The 18,215-nt window shown below is 39.2% G+C and carries 18 protein-coding genes; 1 reads left to right on the top strand and 17 read right to left on the bottom strand.

All coding sequences use genetic code 11. The features are described from left to right. Positions 1 to 230 precede the first annotated feature (230 nt). The 5 genes from K1I61_RS04015 to miaA are packed head-to-tail and all read right to left on the bottom strand — an operon-like array spanning position 231 to position 4,682. Complete coding sequence (locus K1I61_RS04015; protein WP_223333363.1) at positions 231 to 986, bottom strand: SDR family NAD(P)-dependent oxidoreductase; 756 nt, start codon at positions 984 to 986, stop codon at positions 231 to 233. A 20-nt stretch (positions 987 to 1,006) separates the two neighbouring features. Beyond that, on the bottom strand, positions 1,007 to 1,936 hold the full coding sequence (rnz, locus tag K1I61_RS04020) for a ribonuclease Z (protein ID WP_223333365.1): 930 nt from the start codon (positions 1,934 to 1,936) through the stop codon (positions 1,007 to 1,009). A gap of 14 nt (positions 1,937 to 1,950) precedes the next feature. Further along, entirely contained in the window at positions 1,951 to 2,574 is a 624-nt protein-coding gene (locus K1I61_RS04025; RefSeq protein WP_006148092.1) for a hypothetical protein, read from the bottom strand. Next, positions 2,567 to 3,805 carry a GTPase HflX gene (gene hflX, locus K1I61_RS04030; protein WP_223333377.1) on the bottom strand — a complete coding sequence of 413 codons (1,239 nt, stop codon included), beginning with the start codon at positions 3,803 to 3,805 and terminating at the stop codon, positions 2,567 to 2,569. The genes K1I61_RS04025 and hflX overlap by 8 nt, the downstream gene beginning before the upstream one ends. Continuing rightward, a complete protein-coding gene (gene miaA / locus K1I61_RS04035) occupies positions 3,798 to 4,682 on the bottom strand; it encodes a tRNA (adenosine(37)-N6)-dimethylallyltransferase MiaA (RefSeq protein WP_223333379.1) in 885 nt (294 codons plus the stop codon). Before miaA ends, hflX begins: the two co-directional genes overlap by 8 nt. A gap of 122 nt (positions 4,683 to 4,804) precedes the next feature. Between miaA and K1I61_RS04040 the strand changes: the two genes are divergently transcribed. Continuing rightward, the gene (locus K1I61_RS04040) at positions 4,805 to 4,975 is read left to right on the top strand and encodes a DUF3042 family protein (protein ID WP_001051780.1); all 171 of its coding nucleotides are present in this window, start codon (positions 4,805 to 4,807) and stop codon (positions 4,973 to 4,975) included. 199 nt (positions 4,976 to 5,174) lie between these two features. On the opposite strand, the gene K1I61_RS04045 is transcribed toward K1I61_RS04040, so the two are convergent. The 12 genes from K1I61_RS04045 to K1I61_RS04100 all read right to left on the bottom strand — a co-directional run bounded on the left by K1I61_RS04045 (position 5,175) and on the right by K1I61_RS04100 (position 18,211). Beyond that, positions 5,175 to 6,014, bottom strand: coding sequence for a thymidylate synthase (locus tag K1I61_RS04045; RefSeq protein WP_223333382.1), 840 nt, complete (start codon positions 6,012 to 6,014; stop codon positions 5,175 to 5,177). Between the two features lie 101 nt (positions 6,015 to 6,115). After that, positions 6,116 to 7,075 carry an ROK family glucokinase gene (locus K1I61_RS04050; protein WP_223333384.1) on the bottom strand — a complete coding sequence of 320 codons (960 nt, stop codon included), beginning with the start codon at positions 7,073 to 7,075 and terminating at the stop codon, positions 6,116 to 6,118. 131 nt (positions 7,076 to 7,206) lie between these two features. Next, positions 7,207 to 8,547 carry an Ltp family lipoprotein gene (locus K1I61_RS04055; protein WP_223333385.1) on the bottom strand — a complete coding sequence of 447 codons (1,341 nt, stop codon included), beginning with the start codon at positions 8,545 to 8,547 and terminating at the stop codon, positions 7,207 to 7,209. A 106-nt stretch (positions 8,548 to 8,653) separates the two neighbouring features. Continuing rightward, on the bottom strand, positions 8,654 to 10,366 hold the full coding sequence (gene pabB / locus K1I61_RS04060; protein WP_223333386.1) for an aminodeoxychorismate synthase component I: 1,713 nt from the start codon (positions 10,364 to 10,366) through the stop codon (positions 8,654 to 8,656). A gap of 137 nt (positions 10,367 to 10,503) precedes the next feature. Beyond that, complete coding sequence (locus K1I61_RS04065; RefSeq protein WP_004252288.1) at positions 10,504 to 10,707, bottom strand: helix-turn-helix domain-containing protein; 204 nt, start codon at positions 10,705 to 10,707, stop codon at positions 10,504 to 10,506. A 17-nt stretch (positions 10,708 to 10,724) separates the two neighbouring features. Then, positions 10,725 to 11,201, bottom strand: coding sequence for a DUF2975 domain-containing protein (locus K1I61_RS04070; RefSeq protein ID WP_223333387.1), 477 nt, complete (start codon positions 11,199 to 11,201; stop codon positions 10,725 to 10,727). A 67-nt stretch (positions 11,202 to 11,268) separates the two neighbouring features. After that, positions 11,269 to 11,760: a hypothetical protein gene (locus K1I61_RS04075; protein WP_223333388.1), complete on the bottom strand. Its 492-nt coding sequence runs from the start codon at positions 11,758 to 11,760 to the stop codon at positions 11,269 to 11,271. 278 nt (positions 11,761 to 12,038) lie between these two features. Further along, positions 12,039 to 13,154 carry a peptide-methionine (R)-S-oxide reductase MsrB gene (msrB, locus tag K1I61_RS04080; protein WP_223333392.1) on the bottom strand — a complete coding sequence of 372 codons (1,116 nt, stop codon included), beginning with the start codon at positions 13,152 to 13,154 and terminating at the stop codon, positions 12,039 to 12,041. A gap of 9 nt (positions 13,155 to 13,163) precedes the next feature. Continuing rightward, on the bottom strand, positions 13,164 to 13,724 hold the full coding sequence (locus K1I61_RS04085; protein WP_223333395.1) for a redoxin family protein: 561 nt from the start codon (positions 13,722 to 13,724) through the stop codon (positions 13,164 to 13,166). A gap of 167 nt (positions 13,725 to 13,891) precedes the next feature. Then, on the bottom strand, positions 13,892 to 14,455 hold the full coding sequence (locus K1I61_RS04090; RefSeq protein ID WP_223333397.1) for a TIGR01440 family protein: 564 nt from the start codon (positions 14,453 to 14,455) through the stop codon (positions 13,892 to 13,894). Between the two features lie 196 nt (positions 14,456 to 14,651). Next, positions 14,652 to 15,389: an adaptor protein MecA gene (gene mecA, locus K1I61_RS04095; protein ID WP_070678029.1), complete on the bottom strand. Its 738-nt coding sequence runs from the start codon at positions 15,387 to 15,389 to the stop codon at positions 14,652 to 14,654. A gap of 266 nt (positions 15,390 to 15,655) precedes the next feature. Next, the gene (locus K1I61_RS04100; protein WP_223333401.1) at positions 15,656 to 18,211 is read right to left on the bottom strand and encodes an MBL fold metallo-hydrolase; all 2,556 of its coding nucleotides are present in this window, start codon (positions 18,209 to 18,211) and stop codon (positions 15,656 to 15,658) included. Between the last annotated feature and the right edge of the window lie 4 nt (positions 18,212 to 18,215).

The following is an 18,215-nucleotide window of genomic DNA, read 5'->3' on the forward strand; positions in this document are numbered from 1 at the left end:
AAAGGGCAAGTTCTTTTAATCCTATTTTATCTTGACTTCATAAGCTTCGGCTATAGATATACTTTCAGTTATGTTAGACTCGAAGTTTATCCTCTCTTTTCTGCTTTCTTATCTCTATTTATACCTTAAATGGGCTTAATCGTTATAAACTGCCTGTTTATCATGTGGTATTTTTCTACAAATTAGCAACCGAAAAAAATAAAAAGCCATTCCTCAAGGGAACAGCCTTTTCACTTATATTTAAAAGTTTCTCCTGCCAACTTATCTGCTAACTTGGGAAAGAAGGTATAAAATTTATGAGCTAAATTTAGCAAGGCTGGGAGATTGAGCTCGCGTTTGTTTTTGCCTATAGTCTTAACAATTTTTTTAGCTACTGCATCTGGCTCGAGTAGGAAGCGGTCGACCGATTTGAGGTAGGTCCCATCTGGGTCTGCCTGGTCAAAAAATCCTGTACGGATAGGTCCTGGATTAACAGTTGTCACATAGACACCATAGGGCATGAGCTCAAGTCGAAGAGCATTTGAAAAACCGATAGCCGCAAACTTGGTCGCAGAGTATAGACTAGACTTGCAAGTCGCAATCAATCCTGCCATGCTGACGATATTGATGATATGGCCTTTTCGAGTCTCCTTCATACGAGAAGCAACCAAACGTGATAGATTCATGAGAGCAAAGGTGTTAACCTCAAACATTTGATGAATGTCTTGATTAGAAATCTTGTCAAAATCTTCAAAAATTCCGTAACCAGCGTTGTTAATTAAAACATCAATCTTGCCATAACGCTGGTAAAGTTCAACAACTAGTTCTTCTAAGGCTTGAGCATCGGTAATATCAATCTCAACCAATTCAGCCTGAGGATGATTTCCGTATAGTTGAACTAGTTTTTCCTTATTTCTACCTAGCAAAATGAGTTGGTCTTGAGGCAAGAGTTTGACCATTTCTTGGGCTAGACCCCCGCTAGCACCTGTAATGAGAATAGTAGACATACTTTTCCTTTCTCAATCTTCTAGATTTCCACTTCTTCCAAGTCTTTGACCACATGGACGTTTTCAAAAACCGTTGCAGCATCTTTCTTAAGCTGGCTGATATCTTTTGAAAGAAAACGGGCGCTGATATGGTTGAGCAAGAGTCGTTTGGCTCCCGCTTCTGTTGCCACCTGCGCAGCCTGCATATTGGTTGAGTGGCCATGATTGCGGGCAATTTTCTCATCACCTTTACCATAAGTGGATTCATGGACAAGGACATCTGCATTGACAGCCAGACGCACGCTGGCATTAGTTTTTCGAGTGTCACCTAAGATAGTGATAATCTTACCAGGGCGTGGGGCTGAGATATAGTCTGCTGCCTTAATCTCGGTGCCGTCTTCTAGGATGACATCCTGCCCGTTTTTAATTTTTCCAAAAAGCGGTCCAAATGGTACGCCGGCAGCCTTGAGTTTTTCAGCATCCAGAGTGCCTTCTAGATCCTTTTGCATGACACGGTAGCCTACACAGAAAATAGTGTGATCCAACTCTTCCGCATATACTGTAAATTTATCTGTTTCAAGAATTTTCCCTAGAGAATCTTGGTTGAACTCATGGAAATGAATCTTATAGGGCAGGCGTGAACCTGACACTCGTAGACTGGTCAATACAAAAGATTTGATGCCTCGGGGACCATAGATTTCCAAATCTGTCTGCTCTTTATTGGCTTGAAAGGCACGACTAGAGAGAAAACCAGGCAAGCCAAAGATATGGTCTCCATGCAAGTGAGTGATAAAGATTTTGCTGACCTTGCGTGGTCGAATCGTAGTTTCCAGAATGCGATTTTGCGTTCCTTCTCCACAGTCAAAGAGCCAGACTTCGTTAATCTCGTCCAAGAGTTTCAGGGCGAGACTTGAAACGTTGCGGGCTTTAGAAGGCTGACCAGCCCCCGTTCCTAAAAATTGAATATCCATTTGCTTCTTTCTAATTAATCAATATATAACATAGCTGTGCGGTTTTCTGAGCGATAATAAAATTTGCCAGAAAAGGCTCTAGCTTCTAGTAGTAAATCCTCTTGGCTATATCCCTTAAGTCGCTTTCTTCCATCTGCTAAATTTTCCAGATCTGTCAAGGCTGTGAGATTTTCCAGGCTGACTACTTCCTCTTCACCAATCGCCTTCATGTAAATCTTACCAGACTCCACAAAAATTAGCTGATGGGGAAAAATTTGCGCTATCTCAAAGAGTAATTCATCCGTAATTGCTTCCTCGTTCTCTGAGAAAATGCGACCTAGTCCTTCTTTCTCGTAGCAAAATCCAAAGGATTTACCAGATAGATTGAGGCGAATAAAGGGCTTGCTTTCCAAAGCGAAACTTGGCTCAGCATTATAGAGGTTCAGTTCTTGGCTGACTTCTGCAAAATAATCGGTCGCAGCTTGAGGACTCTTTTTCTGGTAAAGCTCTGCAAAGTAGGCATTCACTACGCTGGGTGGAGGTGTAATGAGAGCTAGTTGCTCCTCTTCAGACCTACCAGCTAAAAGTTGGTCCAGATAGACCTTGTCTAGACTTGTATAGCCACCATACTTGAGTGCCAAAGTTTTGATATCAGTCATAAAATTCTTCTAATCTCCATTTGTTTCTCTCTGCAATGTAGCCTGTGATGACTTCACCATCATCTTGGTAGTCCCGTCCTTCAAGAATAGCGACACTCTCTAAATCATGAATCTTGTAAGATTTAGAAAAAGGCACGCGCAGGGTAAATACTTCAAAAATTTCCTTAATCTTATCTAGCAATAAAGCCTGCAACTGTTCGCGACTATCCTTAGATTTAGCAGAAATCAATGCATAAGGCGTTTGAGTAGGCGTAAAGTTCCCCACCAAATCTGCTTTATTATAAAGGGTTAAGCGAGGAATATCCTCCATGTCCAAATCTTTCATGATGGAGAGGACCGTTTTTTCATGTTCCTCATGGTAAGGATTGCTGGCATCGATGACATGGACCAGGAGATCTACATGCTTGCTTTCTTCCAAGGTCGACTTGAAACTTGACACCAATTCTGTCGGTAGGTCTTGGATAAATCCAACGGTATCTGTCAAGGTTACCTGTAGATTGCCCCCCAGATGGATGTTTTTAGTTGTCGCATCTAGAGTTGCAAAAAGTTCATCTGCTTCGTACTGGGTCTTGCTGGTCAAAGCATTCATAATAGTTGACTTCCCAGCATTGGTGTAACCAATCAAACCAATCTTAAAGGTACTTGACTCCAAACGTTTTTCTCGAACTGTCGCTCGGTTTTTCTCAACCACCTTGAGTTGACGTTCGATATCTGTAATCTGGTTGCGAACACTACGACGGTTAAGCTCCAGCTGACTTTCACCTGGACCACGGGAACCAATTCCCCCTGCCTGACGGCTGAGCATAATCCCCTGACCAACCAAACGAGGCAAGAGATACTTGAGTTGTGCAAGATGAACTTGTAGCTTACCTTCATGGCTTCGAGCTCTCATAGCAAAGATATCTAAAATCAACTGCATACGGTCAATCACCTTAACACCTAAGACTTCCTCTAAATTGACATTTTGTCGAGGTGTCAGACGGTTATTGACAATGACTGTCGTGATTTCTTCTGCGTCCACCATTTGAGCAATTTCTTCCAACTTACCAGAACCAACAAAGGTCTTAGAGTCGTATTTTTCTCGTTTTTGTCTGTAGCTATCGACTACAACTGCACCAGCCGTCTTAGCCAGACTAGCCAGCTCTTCCATGGAGAGGTCAAAATTATCCATACCCTGGAGTTCAACACCAATGAGCAGGACTCGCTCCTCTTTTTTCTCCGTTTCAATCATTTAAAAACTCCTCAATCTGGCTTAAAATACGGTCTTTTACACCAGATTCTCCTATCTGATAAAAGGTCACCTGCATACGATTACGGAACCAGGTTAGCTGGCGCTTGGCAAATCGACGAGTCGCTTGCTTGAGACTATCGCTAGCCTCCTCCAAACTCTGCTCTCCTCGAAAATAGGGAAAGAGTTCCTTGTAGCCAATCCCTTTAGCAACCTGCACATCTGGATAATGGTCAAACAACCACTTGGCTTCGTCTAGAAGTCCAGCTTCAAACATCAGATCCACTCTGTGATTGATACGCTCATAAAGCTGACTACGCTCATCATCCAAGCAAATAATCAGCGGATCATATAAACTTTCTTGATTTTCCAAGTCTTGACCAAAATGGGCAATTTCCAAGGCACGCATAGCACGACGACGATTAAATTGGGGAATTTCAAGACCTGCTTTCTCTACGAGATGAACTAACTCCTCATCCGAAACAGGTTCTAAGTTAGCTCGGTAGGCTAAAATATCCTCGTGTGGTGTCTCTCCACCTAGATGATATCCCTCTAGTAGACTCTGAATATAAAGTCCTGTCCCACCAGCTATTATAGCAAGTTTACCACGATTTTGAATATCCTCAATGGCCATCTTGGCTTCAGAAACAAAATCAAAAGCCGAGTAAGACTCGGTTACATCTCTCACATCAATCAAGTGATGAGGGACAGTTGCCTGCTCCTCCGGACTTGCCTTGGCTGTTCCAATATCCAGTCCTCGGTATACTTGTTGGCTATCCCCACTGACTACTTCACCGTTGAATCGCTGAGCAACTTCAATGGCTAGGGCAGTCTTTCCAACAGCTGTTGGGCCAACAATCACAATTATTTTGCTTTTCATCGTTTTTCCTTGAAAAATTCCCATTTTTTCGTTACTATTATTATATCACAAAATAGACAGGCAGAAAAATGCTATATCTTATGCTATTTCCGTCTGATTTATAAATAAAAGGAGGAAGACTCATGGCTAAAGGATTTGCTAAAGGTCTCGTAACAGGTGTTGCAGGAACTGTTGCTGCTGTTGCAGGTGCAGTATACGCATTCAAAAAGAAAGTGATTGAACCAGAAGAACAAAAAGCAGCTTTCATCGAAGAAAATCGTAAAAAAGCAGCTCGCCGTCGCGTATCACGCTAATTAATAAAAAGAAGTTGGATTTTCCAACTTCTTTTTTTCTGTTCTTTTATACTCAATGAAAATCAAAGAGCAAACTAGGAAGCTAGCCGCAGGTTGCTCAAAGCACTGCTTTGAGATTGTAGATATGACTTACGAAGTCAGTTACATATATCTACGGTAAGGCGACGCTGACGTGGTTTGAAGAGATTTTCGAAGAGTATTAAATAGCTAAATCAAACTTCAACTGAGGTTTCACTGGATCATAGTCAACCAACTCAAAATCTTCTGCTTTAATATCAAAGAAGTTGGTCTTGTCTGGTACATTCAAGACCAAACGTGGTTGGCAATTTGAAGGTTCACGACGGAGCAATTCCTGAGCTTGTTCAAATTGATTATCATAGATATGAAGGTTATTGATAAAGTAGAAGAATTTTCCAACTTTCCAACCAAAGTGTTTGGCAATCATCATTTGAAGCGCAACATACTGCATTGCATTGATATGGTGGGCCACCAGCATATCGTTAGAACGCTGGGTCAAGGTTGCATCCAGATAGATGTCCCCATCTACACGACGGACATCAAACATGGTCTGAAAGGCACATGGAAGAAGACCGTCTGTTTCCTCAAAAGCTTGGTAATCCCAGAGAGAGATGATATTGCGACGGTTCCAAGGATTAGTTTCCAACTGTTTGAGGATTTTATTGATGATGTCGTGCTTTTTAACAACAGCCCCGTAACGCTCACCGATTGTCCCTGTATCTCCAACTTCCCAGTCATTCCAGTAGTGAACATTGTACTTGTCATTGAGAACTTCTAGGCTATTTGTCTGGTCTTGGTAGATCCAAAGAACTTCTTTGATAGCTGATTTGATAGCAATTGGACGTAGGGTTGTGATGGGAAATTCACCCTTGGACAAATCATACTCCGCAAAAGCACCTGTAATGTACTTGGAGTTAGCTACTGTTCCATCCTTATACTTGGGACGAGCTTGTTCTGAAAAGACTCCTTCATTGAGAATTCGCTCAATATTTTCTTTAAAAATCTTATCTGCTTTTGTCATTTACTCTCTCCTCAACGTTTATTCTTAACTAGTATAGCATAAAAAAAGAAAGGAGGAAAATCACTCGCTTCAAGATAGTGATTTTCTCCTTCTTTTGTTTCTTATTGCAAGACAAGAGATGCTGCTCCGATCACTCCAGCGTCATTTCCTAGAGTTGCAAGAGCTAGCTTAGTTGTTGTACGAACTTGTGGGAAGGTATTTTCATCATAAACTTTTTGCACGCCTTGAAGCAGGAAGTCTCCTGCAGCTGATACACCACCTCCGATAACAATCGTTGATGGGTTTAGGATGGAACCAATGTTGGCACATGCAATACCCAAGTAGCGTGAGAAGTTACGGTAAACGATCAAAGCAAGATCGTCCCCTTCTTTTGCCAAGTCAAAGACAGTTTTAGCAGTTACTTCTTCACCGTCGTCGATCAAGCGTTTCAAGGCTGCATCGCCTTCGTATTCATCTGCATAACGACGAGTCAAGTTGACAATCCCTGTTGCAGAAGCTACTGTCTCAAGACAGCCTTTTTTACCACAGGTACATGCGATTGGTTGGTCAAAGTCAACAGTGATGTGACCAAGCTCACCAGCAGCACCAGCAACACCGTGAAGCAATTTACCTTCTGCCACGATACCGCCACCAACACCTGTACCCAGAGTCATAAAAACAACGTCTGGTTGGTTTTCACCAGCACCCATCCAGCGCTCACCAAGAGCCGCCACGTTGGCATCATTATCGATGAAGAATGGAATTTCCAAGGCTTTTTCCATTTTCTCTTTGATCGGTTGAAGAGTTTTCCAGTTGAGATTATAGGCTCCGATAACAGTTCCATTTTCACGATCAACCACACCAGGTGAACCCATACCAATCCCTTGGAAATCTGCCGCAGCCAATCCAAGCAATTCAAAACGATGTTGAATTGATTCAATCATATCGTCTACGATATGGCTCCCTTCATCCAAAATGTTAGTCTTGATAGACCATTTTTCTTGGATTTCTCCTTCTTGAGTTAAAATTGCGAACTTGACAGATGTTCCACCTAGGTCAATCCCAATAATCTTTTGACTCATCTTTTTCTCCTTTATATTTATTAATGGAAATGCTTACAGACATAGTATAACAAAATCGTCAGATTTGTGCAAAGGTTTGCGTGTTAAAAGCCAATATTAAAACATCTCATTTGCTTCACTATTTGTAAAAATTAGTCACCTAAATGTTGAATGGCATAGTTTGCTTCTTCTTTTGTAAATTTTCCAATCCAAGGAGAAGTTAGCCTGTTATAAATTTCTGTTTTTGATAAATTACTGTATTTTCGGTATTCTCTTGCTTTAACTAAGGCATTTGCTTTGTAATCTGCGTTCAAGTGATCAATGGCATACTGTGCTGCTGAGCTTGAAAAACCATGTGTAACTTGTGATGTTAACTGTTCATAAAGAGCTTTTTTTGACATATGTAAAGCCGAATTATAGCTTTTTGCTTTAGTTAAAGCAGCATTGTACTGATTCCCGACTGCTGGTTTTGGTTGCCATACACCATTGTATCCCACATAGTAACGGCCACCATCTACCCATTTATCCCTAGCCATTTTACCATCTGATTCAACATAGTAACGGCCACCATCTACCCATTCATTCTTGGCCATCTTACCGTCTGATTTTAGATAGTAATTTCCTATCCATTTATTACGGGCAGAACTTCCTTCAGCTGTCAAATAGTAATAAGAACCAGAATTTTTATCATAGATCCAATCGCTTTTTGCCCTCTTACCATCTGATTTAAGATAGTAATTCCCTACCCAAGCATTTCGGACAGCGTTTCCCGAAGCATTTAGGTAGAAATAAGAATTAGCTTTTTTATCAAAAATCCACTTATTAGTGACTTTAACACCATTTTCATAGTACGAAGACCCTACCCAGCCAGATTGGACTGTAGACTTTGGCTTATCCTGTTTAGGTGTCGTATTTTTTTGTTTATCAGATTGCTTTGGTGCAGTACCTTTGGATTTCTCTGATTGCTTTGGAGTGCTAGATTTAGGCTTCTCTGTTTGTTTTGGAGTGCTAGTTTTTGGCTTTTCTGATTGTTTTGGAGCGCTAGATTTAGGCTTCTCTGTTTGCTTTGGAGCGCTAGATTTAGGCTTCTCTGTTTGTTTTGGAGCGCTAGATTTAGGCTTCTCTGTTTGTTTTGGAGCGCTAGATTTAGGCTTCTCTGACTGTTTTGGAGCGCTAGATTTAGGCTTCTCTGTTTGTTTTGGAGCGCTAGATTTAGGTTTTTCTGATTGTTTTGGAGCACTATCTTTAGGCTTCTCTGATTGTTTTGGAGCACTATCTTTAGGCTTCTCTGATTGTTTTGGAGCACTATCTTTAGGCTTCTCTGATTGCTTAGGTAAATTATTTTCTTTTACGTTACCATTCTTAGGCGTACTCTTTTCTTGAGCAGAAACTTGCTGTATTGAAAAAGGGGACATACCTGCTGTATCTGTAAGCAAAGCAAGTCCAAGTGTTGCTGTCGCTATGCTTGTTACTATATATTTTTTTGATTTCATCTTAAACTATCCCTATTTTTAAATTTAATGACGCCTACATTATATCAAATGCTTAACTTTATTTCAATTTCAATATTTAATGTTCACAAATAATATTTAATAGCCATTATATTTTTAACTCATACAAGCCCCTAACCGCATTGCAGGCATAAATGACCTCTGCCTGTTTCAAATCTTCTACGGTCAAGACCTTCTCTTCTACTTGCCCGCTTTCAAGTAAATGCTGGCGATAAATCCCTGGTAACAGGCCTAGCTGACTAGGAGGTGTATAGAGCTTGCCATCCATTTTCAAGACCAGATTTCCAATAGAGGTTTCAAGCAATTTTCCATCAGCAGTGTGATAGATGATTTCCTGCTCTCCCACTGTCAAATGTGGTCGGTGTGTCGTCTTAAAGTAGGTAAAGGCCTGCTCCAAATCAGCTTCTTGTAGACAAAGTTTGGCCTGACAAAAGTTAGAGCTAAGTGGTGTCAATACTTGTCGTTCAATTTCAATCTCTCCAGATTTGCTGAGACTGATTCGTATCCGATAATCTTGACAGATGTCACAAGACTGGTACTCCTTCTCTATTTTTTGTCTCAAAACTTCTTGGTCAAATGGAAAGGCAAAATAACGACTAGCCTTTTGCAATCTTTCTAGATGTTGCTTTTCAAAGAGCAATTTTTTCTGGTTGATTTTCCCTGTCGTAATCAGCTGAAAACAAGGCTGTTTTCGATAAAGAACCGCTGCTTTTTGCTGGACTTCACGGTATTCTGACTCCCAAGTACTATCCCAAGTGATGCCACCTCCGACACCATAGATGGCTTGCCCTCCATGCAGTTGAATGGTTCGAATGGCTACGTTGAAAATCCGTATACCATTGGGAAGTAAGAGTCCAAATGTCCCACAGTAAACTCCTCTGGGTTGGGGTTCCAAGTCCTTGATAATTTCCATGGTCGCTATCTTGGGAGCTCCTGTGATGGAGCCACATGGAAAAAGCGAACGGAAGATTTCTACTAGATCAACATCCGGTCGTAACTGACTCTTGATAGTCGAAGTCATCTGCCACACCGTAGAATACTGCTCCACTTGGCATAAACGCTCCACATGCTCACTACCAACCTCAGAAATACGATTCATGTCATTGCGCAAGAGATCCACTATCATCATGTTTTCTGAACGATTTTTGGGATCCTGTTCCAACCAAGCCGCCTCTTTCAAGTCGTCATCGTTATTCAAACCACGTTTAGTCGTCCCCTTCATAGGACGAGTCGTCAACTCACGACCATTTTGCTCAAAAAAGAGTTCAGGACTCATGGAAATCACTGCCATATCATCATGCTCTACGTAGGCATTATATCCCGCTTCCTGCTCCACCACCATACGATTGTAAATGGCAAAAGGATTAGCACTTAAATTCTGCTTGAGTTGGACAGTATAATTGACCTGATAGGTATCTCCTTGTCTTAAATGATGGTGAATTTGGGCAATCGCCTTTTCATAGTCCTCAGCAGATGTTACTTCCTGCCAATTTGATGGCAAATCCACCTCCTCATAAGTCAGAGGGATACTGGATTTTTCTACACTATCATGAATAGTGAAATAGAGGAGATACTCTCCTAACAAGGGACCTGAGTGTACTGCTAATTTTTCCTCAAAAGCAGGTGCTGCTTCATAACTAACATAACCAACTACATAATAGCCCTGTTCTTGGTAGCTTTCCACTTGTGCTAATAAGTCCGCCACTTCTGCTAAATCTCTGGTTTTTAACTCTTTGATAGGCTGGGTAAAGGTGTATCTCTCGCCCAAAGCCCTAAAATCAATCACTGTTTTTCTATGCATATCCTAAGTATACCATAAATAAGAAGGTCCCTAGAATTTATCTAGTCAGTATTTTTTATCAGATTATCAGGAAATGTTTTAGAATTCTTTATATAATTTAACAAAATAAAAAGGTTCAGCTTATGCTGAACCACTTTTTAATCTGGCACATATTCCAATATATCACCAGGTTGGCACCCAAGTTCTTTACAAATGGCTTCTAGCGTTGAAAAACGTATAGCCTTAGCCTTACCTGTTTTCAGTATTGAAAGATTTGCGGGAGTAATACCTACACGTTCTGCTAAATCTCCTGAACGCATTTTTTTCTTTGCTAATTCGACATCTAGATTAATAACAATCATGTGATATTCTCCTTTCTCTAAATTGTAAACTCATTTTCTTCTGCAATTTCGTTTGCTTTTTCAAGGACTTTACCAATTGTCCAAACAACGAGAGCAGTAACCATGAAAGTTATATTCAGAAATGAATAACCATTGAGTGTCAAAATACCATCTCCTAGAAATGAGGCAATAAAGAGGGAAATAGAGATACGATTAGCAAGTTTGACATTATAACTTGTAAAAATCTGTTCATGAATAATATTTTGGAAGAACTGTCTAACACAAAATAGTACAAACAGAATGATAAAGCTATTGATAAAGGACAAAGCACTCACTAGTATTGAAGTATTCACCATATCAGGTTTTAAGGAAATAGTCCCAAGGTTAAATAGGTTAATCTCAGTTACATTGAAAACTGTTAAAAGGATGGATATAACCAAAGACACTCCCAAGATAAAAAGTAGGATATTAATAAAACCTAAAGCAAATGGTAAGTAGGAATTTTTCTTAGACATTAATTTCAAAACCTCGTTTCTAATCTCTACTATATTATACAATATTAGTAAGTGTTACGTACATGCATTATGCTACTTTATCTGAAAATTGATTTTTGATTGAAGTAAGCACCAAGCTAGCAATAAACAAAAATGCTGCAATCGAGAAGTTAAAAATGATGTGGGCAGGATTCAAAATAAGTTCTGTAATACCTTGGATTGCTCCTACTAGTGTCATTAGAACTGCACCTTTTTTCAAGAATGAAATGGTTGTATCTTCAAAAAGATCGCTTTCCTTAAAGTTCTTAGCAAACTGTTTTAATTTGATAAGGCCATAAGTCAGAAGTGTATTACCAGCAACAAAGGTTAGAACAAAGGCATTAACCCCTCCCCACGCTTCGTAGCCTGACCTTGTTACCTCTCCACCTTCAGGCATTAGTTGGCTGATATCAAATTGACCAAGGAAAAGAACTAAGGAAGCAATACTAAAGAAACTGAGGGTAAAGATTCCGAAATTAGAGCCTAGTGTAACAAGTGATTTAGTAAAGTTTACGATTTTAGTTGATGTAGTTTTTTTCATGATGATTTCCTCTTTTATAAAATATTTTTAGTTTTACCAACAAATGAGCTCTTTTTGTTACTACTCGAAAACTTATTATCGTTTTTCGATATATCTAGTATAGCATAATTTTTTTGAAATGCAACACTTTTTTATCGTTTTTTGATAATTTTTTTCTTTTATTTAAAAATATCTTTATTTAAGAGCAATTAGGCTTCAAATATTAAAGTCAACACTTCTAAAAAAATCAAATATGAATCCAAAACATTTTTAGTAAACTCTTTTTAAGAATATCACGTTCACTCAACATAATCTAACAAATAACCATAACCCTTTTCTTCCATTTGATTCTTAGGAATAAAGCGAATGGACAGGCTATTGATACAATAGCGTAGCCCTCCCTTGTCCTTAGGCCCGTCTGTAAAGACATGTCCTAAGTGGGAATCACCAGTTCGGCTTCTGACTTCTGTTCTGACCATATTATAAGACTTGTCTTCCTTGTAGGTCGCAACATCTGGACTGATAGGCTGGGTAAAACTTGGCCAACCACAGCCCGATTCAAATTTATCTTTCGAAGAAAAGAGGGGTTCACCTGTCGCCACATCTACATAAATACCTGCTTCAAATTTATCCCAGTAACGATTTGAAAAGGCCCGTTCTGTTTGACTATTTTGAGTCACTGCATACTCCTCAGGAGAGAGGAGTTTTTTCAATTCATCGTCACTCGGTTTTGGATATTTACTCGCATCAATAACAGGATAGGATGCTTGATTGACGTTGATATGGCAATATCCATTTGGATTTTTCTGGAGATAGTCTTGGTGGTAGTCCTCAGCCACAATAAAATTTCTTAAGGCTTCCTTTTCAACGGCTAGAGGCTGGTCATACTTTTGAGCAACTTGCTCAAAGACTTTATTGATGACTTCTAGGTCCTGCTCGTCCTTATAGTAGACTCCCGTTCTGTACTGAGTCCCCACATCATTTCCCTGCTTATTCTTACTAATTGGATTGATAATGCGGAAATAATGGAGCAAGATTTCTTTTAAAGAAATTTGATTGGCATCGTAGGTCACATGAACAGTCTCAGCATGCCCGGTTTGGCCGATCAATTCATACTGGGTTGTTTCTCCTCTACCATTCGCATAGCCAGAAACAGCATCTGTCACACCTGCTACTCTTGAAAAATACTCTTCAACTCCCCAGAAACAGCCTCCCGCTAGATAAATTTCATGTAGGTCAGCATCTTTACTTGGCTCAGTTTTTTTCTTGTCCTTTTGTCCTTGACTAACTGCTGCCTTCTCGATTTGAGTGGTATCTGTGTAGCTTGCGCTTCTTTTTTCCCAAAGAAATAAAAGTCCGATAATAACGCAAATGATGATTCCTATGAATACAATTATTTTTAATTTATCATTCATGATGAGCCTCTAATCTATGCTTTTTAAAGTCTTTAAAATAGTTTCTTTGTCCATAAAACCTGGCTGGGTCTTAACTAGTTTGCCTTCTTTATCGATAAAGGCCTGAGTCGGATAAGAACGGACTCCGTAACTTGCTAAGAGTTTTCCCGAAGGATCTAGCAATACTGGTAAAGCTTTATAGTCCAAACCCTGATACCATTTTTGGAAGTCTCCTTCTGCTTGCTCTCCTTTTTGTCCAGGAGAAACAACTGTCAAGATGATATAGTCATCACTTTCTTCTTTAGCCAGCTCATCTGTATCAGGGAGGCTGGCTAGACAAATAGAACACCAAGATGCCCAAAATTTGAGATAGACTTTTTTGCCTTTGTAATCTGATAGGCGATAAGTTTTACCATCAACTCCCGTAAGCTCAAAATCTGGAACTTCTTCTCCTTTTTTTGCTACCTGAGAGCTAACTTGCGCTTGTTTGTCCCCATTTTGTTTATCAGCCTCGCTCGTCGTTTGATTGTTACAAGCCGATAGACAGACCAGACTAGCACAGACCAATACAGTTGCTTGCCATTTTTTCATTTCCATCACCTTTCTTATTAGATATATGAATATAGATAACGATTTCATAGCTCTATTATATACCTACCTTTCTAAAAATACTTGGAATCTGCTCGGAAACTAATAGCGCTTCTTGATGACAAGAAAACTCCCACCTGCTTAGCAGACGAGAGCTTTCAACTTTTTATCTATATTTTTCTTATAAAATCTTGGGGATATTGTGCACGCGCTCCTCCAATAAGCTTGGGACGACTAGCAAGTGCAGTTACATGAGCTTGACCAATCTCTTTCAAAATTGGTCGAATAGGCACCTGAACATGTTTGACATGCATGCCTATAGAAGTGTCACCAATATCCAGACCTGCATCTGCTTTTATAAATTCGACTTCAACTGGGTCTTTCATATACCGAAAGGCCGCCAATTGACCAGAACCTCCAGCATGTAATGTAGGTAGTACACTGACTATTTCCAAATGGTATTTGATGGCAACTTCTCTCTCTACTACAAGGGCTCGATTTACATGTTCACATCCTTGAACAGCAAGATGGATCCCTTTAGATGATAGGATGTCTAAAATCTTTTCGACAATTAGTTCCCCAATTTCTTGACTGGAGGCTTTTCCAATATGTCCTCCTATCACTTCACTAGAAGAAAGCCCTAAAACGAAGATAGATCCTTCATGGAGAGAAGCTTTTGCTAATACATCTTCTAGGATTTCCTCTACCTCTTTTTGTAATTGTCCTTGGTCCATACTTTACCTCGCTTATTTCTTTCTATGATATCGTTTTTTCATTATTTTAGCAAGCTAAGTGACGTAATAGAAAGTATTTATCTATAGCACCTCAATTGAGTTTACAAAAATTATCATATAGTCTAAGCCTAATCAAATCCAAATCTAAAACGAAAAAAACAGAGAATTCTATTTCTCTGTCTTTTTTTTAAATACTTCAAACTTTCTGGAGTCCTTGGACGGCATCGTGATTGATGATGATTTGACCGTATTCTTGGAGAACTGAACGGCTGATATCACTATCATCAGCAAACTCACGCATGCGAGCCAATAACCAAGCTGGATAAAGACTTGGATGATCTTCTACATCAACCAAGACTGTTAGATAGTATTGGTCGTTCATTTTGTAAAGTTCTGAAGTCTCCATTTGGTAATCAACGGTTTTCGCAAAAGAAACCAAACTAGTTAAGTCGTCAAAGCGTAGGATGTAGTAGATATAAGGTTCTCTTTTCCCTTCATCCACCTCAGCAATTTCATCAATCGCTGCTTCTTCCTCTTTTTCAACCTGCTCTAAAGATTGGATAGCTTCAATGTCTTCTTTAGTTTTCTCTGCCATGGTTTTTTCTAATGTTTTCAAAAACTCATCTGGAGACATTTTTGCTAGTTCATCCATGTCGGGAAGGTCTGCCAAATCCTCAAAATCCAAATTTTGGTCAATCTTAGACTTGGTTACAAAGACGTCGACCTTATCAGGCTTCGGTGTCACTCGGAAGCTAAGCATACCTGTATCCAAGAAACTGTCTGGCATCTCTAACTCATCCAGAATGGCGTAGAAGAACTCTTCTGTTTTTTCTTGTGGAACGAGAAAGTCTGCGATTTCCATCCCACGATCCATCAAATCTTCTAAAGACATCGTGATTTTTAAAGTCGTATCACTGATTTGTTTCATTTTCATAGTTCGTAACCTCATACTTTCAGTTCTATCTATTATACAAGATTTAAATGATTTTATCAAAAGAATGGCGTTGGAATGTTCATTGATATCTAGTATAGAACACTAAATTATGATTTAGAATTCTTTATTATCAAAGATAAAACACTTCACTATGCAATAGATCTAGTTCGTGCAAAAATCAAACGAAGTTAACAAAACACCTATAAAACTTAAGCTTTATAGGTGTTTTTATTGTAGAAAAATTTAATTAAAAATCAGTTAGAAACTTAATTATTTTCTTGGCTCGTTTGTGTCTTAGGTTCAGTAGATTGATTTTTTTCCTCAGACGTAACAGATGAGCTTTCTGTTTGTTGTGTTCTCTCTACTTCTGTTGTTTCGAAAATGTGCCCCTGACTATTTGCCACAGTTCGTTCCTGAGTTGTTTCCTCGGTTGTAACAGTCGTCCAAATTCCATCTGCATTGAGCTTGTACCCGTCAGGACTTGTTCCATTTCTTAGGAGAGAACCATTTGTTTGGAAATAGTACCAGTTACCATTCAGTTGTTTCCAACCAGTTTCCATGGCACCACTTGCATTGAGGTAATAGCGTGCCCCATTTATCTCTTGAAGGCCTGTTAGCATGATACCTTCTTTATCTAGATAGTACCAAAGACCTTTGTCTTTGAACCAACCAGTCTTCATGGCACCACTTCCTGTGAAGTAGTAATAATGGTTATTGAACCATTTCCAACCAGTTTGCATAGCTCCGCTTGTGTTAAGGTAATAACGGGAATCATCAATCTCTTGAAGGCCTGTTAGCATGATACCTTCTTTATCTAGATAGTACCACGTGTCCTTATCTTTTAACCAGCCAGTCTTCATCGCTCCACTGCTTGTGAAGTAGTAATAATGGTTATCGAGCCATTTCCAACCTGTCTGCATAGCGCCGCTTGCATTGAGATAATAGCGAGAACCATCGATTTCTTGGAATCCTGTTAACATGACACCGTCTTTATCTAGATAATACCAGACGTCCTTATCTTTGAGCCAACCTGTCTTCATGGCTCCACTGCTTACGAAGTAGTAATAATGGTTATCGAGCCATTTCCAACCTGTCTGCATAGCGCCACTTGCATTGAGATAATAGCGAGAACCATTAATCTCTTGAAGGCCTGTTAGCATGACACCGTCTTTATCTAGATAATACCAGATATCTTTGTCTTTGACCCAGCCAGTTTTCATATCCCCATCGCTAGTAAAATAGTTCCAATGACCATCAAGGAAGACCCAGCCAGTTTTCATGATTCCATAGTTGTCAAAGTAGTAGGTCTTTCCATTAATTTTTTTCAGACCAACTGAAGGAACACCTTCTCCATCATAATAATACCAGCTTACCCCAATCTTTTGCCAACTAGAAGCCCTTCCTTGAGCCTGTAAGCTACCATTACTTGCAAAGAACATCTTCTTGCCATTAAAGACTTGTAAGCCAGTCAGCATTTTACCGTCTTTATCAAAGAGATATTTTTGACCACCAATTTCAGCTAGTTCATTGTATGTTCTAGCACCAGACCATGTGATATAGTACCAAGCCCCATCATGTTTAAACCAACCTGATTCCTGCATGCTTCCATCTTTCTTGAGGTAGTACCAGTTTCCATCTATTTTTTCTTTAGAATCTTTCAGATGAAGCCATCTATCAGCCTGCATTTGACCTTGTCCATTAAAGAAATAGTAGACCCCATTAATTTTTTTCCATCCGATAGCCATTTGATTATCAGATAGACGATATTTCCAGTAGCCATCTTCCTTATACCACTTTTCTGATACTGTGGGAATATCAGGGAAAGAATCTGATACATTGGAAAAACCACTATCGCTAATATCAAATACTGTCGCATCTTTGGTCTTACTATAAGCCTTGATTGTTTGTATATTTTTTTCTCGGAGCAAATTAGTTGTTGATTGACGATTGATATCTAATCCACTTGTTTGAACAACTATGCTCGGTGACAGATTTTCAATAAAGTTAACTGTGTTTGAAATTGTAGCATCAAAATGATGATTCCATTTCATCATATCTACTTTACCAATTACAGGACCTAATCTATCTTCAGCACCCTGATCATTATCTAAGTCTCCACCTAGATATATTTTCTTGCCTGCTACATTCACTACCGCGACAATTGAGTTAGAGTTATCATCATAGACTCTTTTTAATTTCCCATCAGGACCATACTCATTTTTATAATTGTATAGTTGAATATCCATATTGCCCAATTTAAAATGACTATCCTTATCAGAAATATCTTGGATAAGAGTTACACCACGTTCTAGAGCTGTTCTCACTGCATTATCATAGTTATAGAGATTATCCCACAATCTCCACTGTGTTGTAATACGTTCGTCTGAATATTTTTTGAGATAAAATCTGTCAACAGGGTAGCGTTTTAAAACTTCATCTGCAGTACCAATATGATCACTATGAACATGGGTTCCTAAAACAAAATCTAATTTTTTAACACCAACTTGTTTTAAATGTCGGAAAAGTCTGTCCTCTATTGTGTCTTCATTCTCCCTACTAATTCCCCAACGGTCTGGATAGAGTAGATTACTTCCATCTGGAAAATCATAGTCTTCACCCACATCAATTAAACCAAAATGTCCATTGCTTTCTAAGAGAATAGCATCACTTCCTGACTTTGATTTCAAATTAATAAAATGAATCTTATTACCTCCACCAGTAGAAATAGTATCAGCAAAAACAGGTTTTGATAAAGTTAGTATCACTAAGGTATATAGAAAACAACTGTATAATACTAGACTGTTTATTTTTAAATTATTCATATAA

Source organism: Streptococcus infantis, from assembly GCF_019929665.1.
Lineage (GTDB): Bacteria > Bacillota > Bacilli > Lactobacillales > Streptococcaceae > Streptococcus > Streptococcus infantis_H.